Origin of the sequence: Syntrophaceticus schinkii, from assembly GCF_000946815.1 — a bacterium.
GTDB lineage: Bacteria > Bacillota > DSM-12270 > Thermacetogeniales > Thermacetogeniaceae > Syntrophaceticus > Syntrophaceticus schinkii.
Window position 1 is genome coordinate 18,806 of sequence record NZ_CDRZ01000046.1, and the last position, 11,539, is coordinate 30,344.

Genomic DNA, 11,539 nt, shown 5'->3' on the forward strand with positions numbered 1-11,539 from the left:
TTTGTCAGCATAGGTATGAACACGATGATCTTTGCTCACTCCAATCCTACATGTTCAGTTGTTATTAAGGAAAAATTCTATCCCAGGAAAGTAGCTCCAACAACGATAAAAAAAAGGAGCTTGGGTTCCCCCTGGCTGTATCATTTTAGCCGGGGTCACAATTGGAGAAAACAGTGTGGTTGGTGCTGGAAGTGTTGTTACCAGAGATGTTGACCCGTATACGGTTGTAGCAGGCAATCCGGCAAAAGTGGTAAAAAAACTAGCTGAAGATCACACAGACAATACAAAAATTGAGGTAAAAAAGTGATAAACGCATTGAGCATAGATTTAGAATACTGGTGGTGCAGTGAGTTTTTAACAGAGTATTTGCCCGAAAAAAGAGATGACCAATTTCCCGAATCAGTAATTCCTTTGCTTGACTTGTTAGATAAGTATAAAACGAAAGCAACATTTTTTGTTTTAGGAGCAGTGGCAGAACATCACCCTGATTTAATTGAGGAAATATACAATAAAGGCCATGAGATTGCGTGCCATTCCTATTCGCATAAAACATTATACGAACTGGGAAGAGAAGGTTTTGAAAAAGAGATTATTAAATCATTAGAGTTAATTGGCAAGTACAACCCTATAGGTTTTTGGGCACCATCGTTTTCTATAAATAATGAAACAAAATGGGCTTTTGAGATTTTAGAGAAATATGGATTCAAGTATGATTCCAGTATATTTCCGATTAAGACGATGCTCTATGGTGTACCAAACGCTCCTGTAAGTATGTATAGACCATCAAAGAAAGATGTTTCTAAACATGATCCAAATGGTAAAATTGTTGAGTTCCCTTTAACAGTAATAAATATGGGTATGAATGTACCAATTGCTGGGGGGTTTTATCTTAGGGCATTGCCGTTCTGGTTTTTGAAGTGGGGTATAAAGAAAGTAAATCAGAGTAGGCCGGCGATTGTGTATATTCATCCTTGGGAAACATATTCTGGTACTCCGAGATTGGGCATTCCATTGTCTTCGAGATTTATCACATATTACGGTATAAATGGGGCTTTGAATAAATTCGGAAAGTTATTAAATGAATATGATTTTCAACCAGTAAAAGGGCTTTTATACAGTAGTTGATTATGTTATCCAAGAGGTGATCTAATGAGAATACTAATAACTTTAGATACAGATTGGATTAGAAGAAACCCTGCACAGCATCATCATATATCAGAACGACTAGTAATACGAGGCCATGAAGTAAGAGTAATTGATTATGAAGTGTTATGGTCAACAGAAGGCGAGAAAGAGCTGTATTCAAGAAAAGAGATATATAAGGACATAACAAAGATTTTTAGTAACGCGGGGGTTACTGTTGTCCGCCCAGGAATTGTTAAGATACCTTTGTTGGATTACGCTTCCATGTTAGTTACATACGAAAAAGAGATAAACAATCAAATAGATGATTTTAAACCGGATGTAATTATTGGCCATGGTTTACTAAGTAATTATTTGGCACTGAAATCAGCTAAGAAAAATAAAATACCACACATTGATCACATAATAGATGTCAATTCCACACTAATCCCATTCAAGTTCTTGCACCCGCTGGGGAGAAGGGCTGAAAGTATTGTTGCACAAGGTTCGGACTGTGTAATTGTGATCAATGAGGTTCTTAAGGATTATGCTGTTAGCATTGGAGCTGACCCTGATAAGATACATGTAATCAGGGCTGGGATAGATCCCGATAGATATAATACAAACATTGATGGAACAAAAATTAGGGATAAATATTCAATTAATAGAGATGACATTGTTTTGTTTTTCATGGGGTGGCTCTATAACTTTTCCGGACTAAAAGAAATCATAAAAGAGTTTTCCAAGATAGTTGACAAAAAACCAAATATTAAATTATTGATTGTGGGAGACGGGGATGCCTTTCTGGAACTACAGAAAATTATAAGCGATTACAGCATGGATAAGAACGTTATTATGGTGGGGAGGCAACCATTTGAGAAAATACCGGAGCATATAGCATCATCAGATATTTGTTTGTTACCGGCTTACAACAATGAAGTAATGAGAAATATAGTACCTATAAAGTTATATGAATATATGGCTGTAGGAAAACCAGTTATATCAACAAAGTTACCGGGTGTAATGAAAGAATTCGGTGAGAACAACGGGGTAGTTTATGTAGATCAACCAGAGGATGTTATTGCGAAAGCGATATATTTGGTAAGAAATGATCTACTGTGTGAGTTGGGTCAAAGGGCCCGGAAATTTGTAGCACAAAATAGTTGGGAGAAAATTACTGATGCTGTCGAAACGCTACTGGCAGATGTCGCAAAAAGCGGGGGTCAACGAAATTATGTCGAGAATTAATTGTTTGGAGGGCTATATGTGAAACTTAAGATTTTAGTAACAGGTGGTGCCGGTTTTATCGGTACAAACCTGGTCAATGAACTGACAAAGAGAGGCCATGAAGTAATTGCTCTGGACCTGTACCACACGGAACGAGACAATTACATCAGGGCTGATGTCAGCAATTACAGGCAGTTGCAAAGGGTCTTCGAAAAATGGAATTTTGATTATGTTTATCACCTGGCTGCCGAGTATGGGCGCTGGAACGGCGAAGACTACTATGAAAACCTGTGGTCAACCAATGTCATCGGCACCAAGCACTTAATCCGGCTGCAGGAGGAATTAAAGTTCCGGATGATCTTATTTTCATCTGCTGAGGTTTACGGTGACTATGATGGGACGATGAGTGAGGATGTTATGATAAATAATCCTATCAAGGACACCTATCAGATGAATGACTATGCCATCAGCAAGTGGGCAGGGGAATTGATGGTGAAAAACTCTGCCACGATGTTCGGAACGGAAACTGTTATCGTCAGGCCGGTTAACTGCTATGGCCCCCATGAACACTACACACCATACCGGGGATTTATCCCCAAGTTCATCTACCATGCTCTTTTCAAAAAGCCCTATGTGGTTTACAAGGGGCATAAAAGAATCATCGACTTTGTTGAAGATACCTGCAGTACCTTTGCTAATATCCTGGATAACTTCATTCCGGGTGAGGCCTACAATGTAGGAGGAAAAGCTGAGTGGGAGATGAGCATTGAGGAGTACTCTGAACTGATATTAAAAGCAGTAGGCAGGGACAGTTCTCTTGTTACCTACAAAGAGTCCGAACCATTTACGACGAAGGTCAAGCATATGGACTTCTCCAAAGCGGTAAAAGATTTAAAGCATGATCCTCAGGTTCCGCCGGAGGAGGGCATTCGGAGAACGGCAGAATGGATGAAGTGGTACTACAGAATCAATGAATAACTGATAAGGAGGCAGCACGGTGGAAAATATTTGTGACGCTTTTCAAGGTAAAACGGTGCTGGTAACCGGCGGTGCCGGCGCGGTAGGTAGCAATCTGGTCAAAAGGCTTGACGAACTAGAAACCAAAAAGATTATCATCCTGGACAACCTATCCTCTTCATATGAGTGGAATATCCCGCGTAGCCCCAAAGTCCTCTTTATCAAGGGAGATATTCTGGATGATGAGAAATTAAAGTGGGCATTTAAAGAAAAGCCGGATATTGTCTACCACCTGGCAGCTCACTTTGCCAACCAAAACTCAGTGGACAACCCGGAAACAGATCTGATGGTCAATGGTATGGGAATTCTTAAAGTACTGCAGTATGCCCATCTGGTACAGGTGGAAAGGTTCATCTACTCATCCTCCGGGTGTGGCATCTATGGCCCAGACTCCACTATGCCTTTTCAGGAGCATGATACCTCAATGCAGCTGTATACCCCTTACCAGGTGACAAAGATGCTGGGAGAACTTTATACAAACTATTTTCATAACCTTTATGGCTTGCCAATCGTCAATGCCAGATTTTTCAACAGCTATGGCCCCGGGGAAGTGCCAGGCCAGTACAGAAATGTGATCCCCAACTTCTTCTACTGGGCGATGCACGGACAGCCCCTGCCGATCACTGGATCCGGTGAGGAGACCAGGGATTTTACCTATGTAGGAGATATAGTAAATGGGCTGCTGGCTATGGCTTATTATAAGGAAGCGGTTGGAGAATCGATCAACCTGGGAGCAGGCAGGGAAATTATGATCAAAGATCTTGCTCAATGGATCAATGAAATCTCAGATAATAAGGCAGGTATCGTCTTCAAAGAGAGAAGAGATTGGGATAAGAAGAATAGGCTTCTTTCTTGTATTGATAAGGCTAAGAGAATTCTTAAATATGATCCTCAGATGGAATTCAAAGAAGGGTTGAAGAGTGTATATAAGTGGTTCCTGGAGAACCGGGCGAATATTGAAAGAAGTGCGGAGTTCTAAAGAAGATGAAGATACTTGTTGTGCAGGAATCGGACTGGCTCCGTAAAGGCCTGAAAAAATACTAAGTGGGGATGTAGTGTGTACAAAATAGCGATATTAAACACCACACATTTTGAAAATAAGGGCAGTATGGGACGATTAGAAGGCTTGATAAGCTGTTTGGAACAAACCATTCCAGGTTGTGAGATTACTATCTTACATCGATATTTTAAGCAGGATGAGCAAAGCCTGAGCAAGCAGTTAATAGCTAAGTATAATTCTTTGGAAATAATAGAACATCCCTGGTACAGAGAATCCAACAGCTCAATTATGACTGCGATAAGTTCCTTAATCCGCTGCTTCTTTTTAAAGTTCCGAAATGCATCTTTAAAATTTCAGCTGCAGCAGTATGATGCCATTGTGGATTTAAATTTAATAGAACCCGATAAGTTTACTGATAAGGTGAGCTTAACAAGTTTGGTAGGAAATTTATTAACCTTACTAAACATTTCATCAGCTAATATTACAGATAAACCGATAATTGTTTGTTCGGCAACTGTTGGCCCCTATGAGAATAACTTTTTAAGAAATGTAGCAAAGCGGGTTCTAAATAAGGTTGACCTAATAACTTTACGAGAGCATTACAGCCAGGACTATTTATCTTATATTGGGATTGATAAACCGCAAATAGTGCTTACTGCTGATTTGGCATTTCTGTTGGAGCCTCCGGATATGTCTGAGATACCTGCAATTTTAGATGAAATAGAAGTCTCTTTAGCAGACAGGCCACTTGTGGGAATTGGTCCTACGGCGATGATGGATCCTTCTCTGCCAGAGGGGAATATATAAGATTTATGGCTGATATAAGTGAATACTTAATAAGCAACAAAGGCGCAACGATTATTTATATAGCACACACTTACCAGGATAGGGGCATAGCTGAAGCAGTATATAAGGAAATTAACAACAAGGAAAAAGCAAGAATACTTCCTTTTGAATTATCCGCTGAGGAAACTAAAGGTGTTATAGGATCCTGTGATCTGTTCATTTGTTCCAGGTTTCATGCCCTTGTTGCATCAACATCACTGGGTATTCCCACTATTGGGATTGTGGCCTATAGCCGAAATAAATTTCACGGTATTATCGGCGATATGATGGGGCAAGAGGAGTACCTGATAGATATTGACAATAATTTTGAATACAATGCCTATCTTACGAAATTGAAAGGTAAAATCAACGAAATATTAAAAAATAAAAGCTATATTAGCGACGGGCTCAAAGAAAGATATAAATTTGCTCGCAAGCAAACTTTACTAAATGGTGAACTAATAAAAGAAATGATAGATAAAGGGCATACAGGCGATTATGAAAATTGACAGCGTTTTAGACAGCGGGCTTTGTTGTGGCTGCGGAACGTGTGCGGGAATATGTCCGCAAAGTGCTATAGAAATGGTTGTAGACCATAACAAGGGCATATATATTCCCGTTATTGATGTAAATAAATGCAAAGAATGTGGTCTTTGCTATAAAGTTTGCCCTGGCCACGCTGTTAATTTTGATGAATTAAACAAAGATTTGTTTGGTAAAAGCCCAAGTGATATCCGGCTTGGAAATTATGAGAACTGTTATATCGGGCATGCCGTTAACGATAATATAAGATTCAATGCTTCATCAGGCGGGGTAGTAACTGCACTATTAGCCTTTGCTTTAGAACAAGGAATAATTAATGGTGCAGTTGTAACAAGGATGAGTAAGGAAAGAGTTTTAGAGCCGGAACCCTTTATTGCTAGAACAAAAGAGGAACTGGTTGAAGCCTCAAAGTCAAAATACTGCCCTGTACCGGTTAATGTTGTGTTGAATGATATTTTGAATTCTAAAGATGACGAAAGATTTGCAGTTGTCGGCCTTCCATGTCATATTCACGGAATACGGAAAGCTCAATCTAGAAATAAAAAACTGCAGAAGAAAATTGTCTTCTTTATTGGGTTAATATGTTCCCATACCGACACTCTCTGGCAAGTCAAAAGTTTGGTAGAGAGATTAGATATTAGAGAGCAGGATATAGAAAATATTGAATTCAGAGGCCATGGGTGGCCTGGCAGATTCGCGGCGGTTTTAAAGAACGGCGATACTGTTACAATTTCATTTTCTGAAGCAATGATGCAGCATAACTTATGGTTTAATGCAGTGCCGCGCTGTTTGTTATGCTGTGATCTAACTTCTGAACTGGCTGATATTTCTTGTGGAGATCCCTGGATACCGAAAGTTACCGCCAATGAAACTATGGGGAAAACACTCATTATATCGAGATCAAAATCGGGTGAGCGTATCTGTCAGGACGCATGTAACAGTTACATTGACTTTAAAGAAATATCTCCTGAAAAGGTTAAGCAGGCGTCAGATATGATGATAACCAAAAAAAGAGATGTTAACGCACGTTTTATTTTCAGGAGAATGTTTAAGAGGGAGATTCCGGTTTATAATACAAGGCTTCTTAAACCGAATTTTGTTAGTTATTTGCGTAGTTTGTTTATTCATTTTAATTCTGGTATATCTAATACATCATATTTGAGAAAGATGATCTTATTCGTTAGCATGTTTGGAGAGGATGCTCTTTTCAGTAGTAAGGAGACAGAAATAATGAAGATACTTCAAATGATTCCGGCTTTTTATCCGGCGGTGGCGTTATGGGGGGACGGTAAAATCAGCATACTATCTGTCGAAAGAACTTGTTAGTTAAAAAAGGGCATGAGGTAACAGTTTATACCAGTGATACACTTGATGAGTTTCAAAGGATTGAAGATGACATAGCACATTATGATGGTATTAATGTTCATTATTTTAAAAACCTTAGCAATAGGTTGGCTTGGCACAGGTTTGTTTTGAATCCAGGTGTTATTTCAGCTTTGCGCAGGAATTTAAGAGACTATGATGTTATTCACCTTCACGGATATCGAAACTTTCAAAATATATTTGTTCATTATTATGCTGAAAAATATAATGTTCCTTATATCCTACAGGCACGTGGTTCTTTACCATATCATAATCAAAAAAGTTTAATAAAAAAGAGTTTCGATTTCTTATTTGGTAATAGATTATTGAGAGATGCAAAAAAAGTCATAGCCTTAACAAAGATGGAGGTTGATCAATATATAAATTTGGGCGTTCCCGAAACTAATATTGAGTTAATTCCAAATGGTATTGATTTTAGTGAATATCAATGTCTCCCTCAGAAAGGCCATTTTAGAAGAAGGTTCGGCATACATAATAAAGAAAAAATAGTTTTGTTTCTAGGAAGGATACATGAAATAAAAGGTATTGATTTGTTAATTGATGCTTTCTCGTTAATTATGAAAGAATTTACAGATGTGAAGTTGGTTATTGCTGGGCCTGATGATGGGTACCTATCAATTATTAAGAATCAAATTGATACTTTAAGAATTCATGACAAAGTATTATTCACTGGTCCCCTTTATGCTCAAGATAAAATAACTGCTTATGTTGATGCTGATATATATGTATTACCATCTCGATATGAGGTTTTTGGGAATACAATCCTAGAGGCATATGCATGTGGTACTCCAGTAATAGTTACAGATAGATGTGGAATATCTGACTTTGTAAAAAATGTTGGTTTCGTTGTCCAGTTTGATAAAAATGAACTGAGGGATGCTATTTTGGCCATTTTGAAAGACCGAGATTTAAGAGTAAGGCTTGGTCTAGAAGGTAAAGAACTAGTTAAAAAACAGTTTGATTTGAATCAGATTATTGCTTGTTTTGAAGAGGTTTATAAAAATGAAGCTCATTCTAGTATATAATACCCTGTTCAGTAGGATGGATTAAAAATGGAAGAATCGTATATATTAATTACTCCTGCGAAAAATGAAGAAACAAACTTGAAGGAACTTATTAAATCGATCAATGAACAAAAGATAAGACGATGGTAGTCAAGATAACACCCCTATAATTTTGCGCAAAGCCTCGTTAAAATATGAATATGGCAAGCTCGGGGAGAAAAACCACTCTCCTCGCAAAGGTACCGGTTACCACCCGTCTTTTGTCGAATGCGGTTGTCAACTCAAAACAGATCCATTGATCATGGAACCGGCGCTCAGCATGTCATTAACTGGTATTACTGACTTATAAAGAATGTTAGTTGCGTTGTCAACTTTGATAAAGTGAACTGAAGGATGCTATTTTGGTTCTTTTGAAAAACTGAGATTTAAGGGAAAGGCTTGGCCAAGAAAAATAATAGTATAAGAAAAATTTAGTTTGAATCAGATTATTGCCTGTTTTGAACAGGTTAATAGTAACTGTATCTATAGTTTATTATAATTAGCTGAGTGATTAAAAGGAATAAAATGCTTATAAAAATTCAGATAAGGAAATCGGAGTTGATTGAGTGGTGCTGTCAACTGTTTCTGTTATAACACCAACGTATAATCACGAAAAATATATTGGTCAATGTATAGAAAGTGTGTTAGAACAGACATTTACTAACTGGGAAATGATCATTATTGATGATGGTAGTACAGATAATACTCAAAAAATTATCTCAAAATACCGGGATGCTAGAATTAAGTATATTTACCAAAAAAACATAGGCCCATATAGATTAGGAGAAACCTATAATAAAGCACTTTCTTTATCTAAAGGAGATTTAATAGCAATTTTAGAAGGAGACGATATTTGGCCACCTGATAAACTTGAAAAACAAATATCAGTATTTGATGATCCCGAAATAGTATTATCACATGGTAATTATGAACTTGTTTATCTCAAAAATGGAGTACTAAATTTTAAACCAGGATATGTACGACAGATAAATAACATTTTAAATAACGAACCTGTTGGGACCTCATTATACGGATTAGTAGATGGTATTGTTCCTGTTGCAGTGACAATTATGATTCGGAAATCAGCGCTTATTAAAATTGGAGGTTTCAAATATGCTGATTATTTACCATGTGTAGATTTACCAACAGAACTTGAATTATCTCTCATGGGCAAGTTTAAATATATACCAACGCTATTAGGATATTTTAGAAGACATAAAAACTCTATTACACATAATCTCAGAAAAGATAATAATAATTTTAATAGATTTAAATATGTTAATAAGTTTGTTAAGTTAAATAAAAAAAAAAATAATGCAATTAGGAATATCCTTGGACAAAATAGAAAAACAGATGAAGGAAAGTATTAAAATCGGATCATTTGGGGGGAACTATATTATCAATGGTAAAGAGTTGCTTGAATTAGGTGATAACACTAGTTCAAGAGAAGCATTTAAAAAAAGTACTATCTCTTAAGAATCCTGTATCATATAAAATGCTTGCTTGTTTGGGCATAGTTAGTACATATTTAGGATTAAACTTATGTGAAAGTACAACGCGATTATATTGGGATATATGTAAAATATTTAACCACAATAAATAAAAGAGCCGAAAGGTGTTGGTTGAGAGGAGAAAACATGCATATCGTACTCAATACATTTGAAGAAACAAAGAAATTTATTAATTCAGTTTTCGTTGATAGAGAAATAAAATTTATTGCTTCATCTACCTCCCATTGGCATGCTTTAGGTATAGACGCTGAAATAAATAGTAATGAAGAACTGAAGCAATCTGGAGGAATTATTTTTATTTCACCTCATCCAAAGGACGGCTTTCTTATAGACTCTAATGATTTTATATGTTCAAGGAGCCCTAAAATTAAAATTGCTATGGTTAATCCTATACAAACGCGCCCACATGAATTGATAAGATTAACAATTAAGCTTATCATAAATAAAATTAAAAATAAAACGAATACTTTTTATCTATTATCCCCCATGACTCCTAAATTGCTATCTCTTCGATTATTTACAGAAACATTTCTTGTTAATAGTTGTCAATTAAATTATATTTTAATTGACGAAGGGATAGGTACCTATTTATCAAGCTCTATTTGGAAAAGAGTTCAAAAAGATGATAAAAGTAATTATGATATATTCGGAAATATAATTATACAATTAAAAAACGGGATATTTAGAGTATTTAATTCATTTATTATTTATAAGTGTATATCTGTTGAAAATAGATTTTTATTTAATAATGTAAAAAACAATTTAAGAGTTAATGCTACAGTCAGGGATAACTATAATAAACTATTATTAGCAAACGCTAACCAATATCCATTACAGGGACCAGTTGCGTTATTTGTTACGAATCCGTATTCTGAATATAACTATGTAGATGTGATTGATGAGTATAATAATATAGTCAAAAAAATTGTACAGTTATTAATTAAAAATGGATTTAAAGTCATAATAAAACCTCACCCGAGGGAAGATCCTAATAAATATCAAAAATTAATTAATAAAAATAACAATGGTAATATAAAAATATTAAATAAAAATAAACCTATAGAAAAAGAAATAGTACTTATAAAACCATCAGTAATTGTTGGTTTTATGAGTACTGCATTGCTTACTGCTAAGGTAATATTTAATATACCTGCATTTACCGCAGTTAAATATTTTTTTTGAAGTACCTCATGATAATTTTTTGGATGTTTATTTTGAGGAATTTAATTTATTAACTAAGGATTTTATAAAAGATATTAAATTGATGTGAACAGGTGGGAGTATTTTTTGAATAATAAAAAAAATTAGCTTTTTTAATTATTAACATTAATCTTAGCTGCTAATATGTCTATCATATATGATATTAGGTTAATAAGGCCTGTACTTACTTTTATTTGTTACTCTATTTTACCTGGGTTTTTAATATTATCATTTTTCCCACAATTAACTTCAAAAGATAATAAAAATATAATAATTATTGCTATTGGCTTGGGAATAGCTTTTTTCATGTTAAATGGAATGTTAATAAATCTCGTATTAACTTTTTTCAAAATTGATCAACCATTAGCTTTATATATTATATTGCCAATAATGACTCTTATAGTTTTATTACTCAACTTTCGCAGCAACAAATAGCCAGTCGTTCCTTGAAAAACGAGGGTAAATTGCCGATTAAGTAGTCAATCAACCTGCGGATCTCCTGCTCAGCCAGTTGCAGCCGCTCGCCTAGGAACTGCTCTAACAGAGTGAGGAGTTTCTGGAGCGCGTCTGCCAGGCTAATGTCCTTGAGCTCATCACAACAGATGTAGAACAATTGGCCGATGGTTCTCGGGTCTTCACCGTTTCGGCTTTCAAGGGAAAGCATGATG

Annotated in this window: 11 protein-coding genes and 2 pseudogenes; 11 read left to right on the forward strand and 2 right to left on the reverse strand. The window is 35.9% G+C overall.

Features of this window, described 5'->3' with window-relative positions:
- Positions 1–124 precede the first annotated feature (124 nt).
- The 11 genes and pseudogenes from SSCH_RS22270 to SSCH_RS03575 all read left to right on the forward strand — a co-directional run.
- A pseudogene (locus SSCH_RS22270) lies at positions 125–307 on the forward strand (2,3,4,5-tetrahydropyridine-2,6-dicarboxylate N-acetyltransferase); the annotation flags it as partial.
- On the forward strand, positions 304–1,125 hold the full coding sequence (locus tag SSCH_RS03535; RefSeq protein WP_044664270.1) for a polysaccharide deacetylase family protein: 822 nt from the start codon (positions 304–306) through the stop codon (positions 1,123–1,125). The pseudogene SSCH_RS22270 and the gene SSCH_RS03535, both read left to right, overlap by 4 nt.
- 24 nt (positions 1,126–1,149) lie before the next feature.
- Positions 1,150–2,370 carry a glycosyltransferase family 4 protein gene (locus tag SSCH_RS03540; RefSeq protein WP_044664271.1) on the forward strand — a complete coding sequence of 407 codons (1,221 nt, stop codon included), beginning with the start codon at positions 1,150–1,152 and terminating at the stop codon, positions 2,368–2,370.
- Between the two features lie 18 nt (positions 2,371–2,388).
- On the forward strand, positions 2,389–3,327 hold the full coding sequence (locus tag SSCH_RS03545; protein WP_084710903.1) for an NAD-dependent epimerase/dehydratase family protein: 939 nt from the start codon (positions 2,389–2,391) through the stop codon (positions 3,325–3,327).
- Between the two features lie 19 nt (positions 3,328–3,346).
- Positions 3,347–4,345 (forward strand): NAD-dependent epimerase/dehydratase family protein, encoded by a 999-nt coding sequence (locus SSCH_RS03550; RefSeq protein WP_044664273.1) that lies wholly within the window; start codon positions 3,347–3,349, stop codon positions 4,343–4,345.
- A 78-nt stretch (positions 4,346–4,423) separates the two neighbouring features.
- Positions 4,424–5,173 (forward strand): polysaccharide pyruvyl transferase family protein, encoded by a 750-nt coding sequence (locus tag SSCH_RS20745; protein WP_044664274.1) that lies wholly within the window; start codon positions 4,424–4,426, stop codon positions 5,171–5,173.
- Between the two features lie 5 nt (positions 5,174–5,178).
- Positions 5,179–5,700 (forward strand): polysaccharide pyruvyl transferase family protein, encoded by a 522-nt coding sequence (locus SSCH_RS20750; protein ID WP_044664275.1) that lies wholly within the window; start codon positions 5,179–5,181, stop codon positions 5,698–5,700.
- A complete protein-coding gene (locus tag SSCH_RS16180; RefSeq protein WP_084710904.1) occupies positions 5,690–7,060 on the forward strand; it encodes a Coenzyme F420 hydrogenase/dehydrogenase, beta subunit C-terminal domain in 1,371 nt (456 codons plus the stop codon). The genes SSCH_RS20750 and SSCH_RS16180 overlap by 11 nt, the downstream gene beginning before the upstream one ends.
- Positions 7,054–8,142 (forward strand): glycosyltransferase, encoded by a 1,089-nt coding sequence (locus SSCH_RS03565; RefSeq protein WP_052835260.1) that lies wholly within the window; start codon positions 7,054–7,056, stop codon positions 8,140–8,142. The genes SSCH_RS16180 and SSCH_RS03565 overlap by 7 nt, the downstream gene beginning before the upstream one ends.
- A 587-nt stretch (positions 8,143–8,729) precedes the next feature.
- Positions 8,730–9,530, forward strand: a complete 801-nt coding sequence (locus SSCH_RS16185; protein ID WP_232294199.1) for a glycosyltransferase family 2 protein — start codon at positions 8,730–8,732, stop codon at positions 9,528–9,530.
- Between the two features lie 174 nt (positions 9,531–9,704).
- On the forward strand, positions 9,705–10,853 hold the full coding sequence (locus SSCH_RS03575) for an alpha-2,8-polysialyltransferase family protein (RefSeq protein WP_156972078.1): 1,149 nt from the start codon (positions 9,705–9,707) through the stop codon (positions 10,851–10,853).
- 215 nt (positions 10,854–11,068) lie between these two features.
- Here the strand turns inward: SSCH_RS03575 and SSCH_RS18070 are convergent, their stop codons facing one another.
- Positions 11,069–11,221, reverse strand: a complete 153-nt coding sequence (locus SSCH_RS18070) for a hypothetical protein (RefSeq protein ID WP_156972079.1) — start codon at positions 11,219–11,221, stop codon at positions 11,069–11,071.
- 62 nt (positions 11,222–11,283) lie between these two features.
- Positions 11,284–11,539 (reverse strand): annotated as a pseudogene (locus SSCH_RS18805) (IS4 family transposase); the annotation flags it as partial.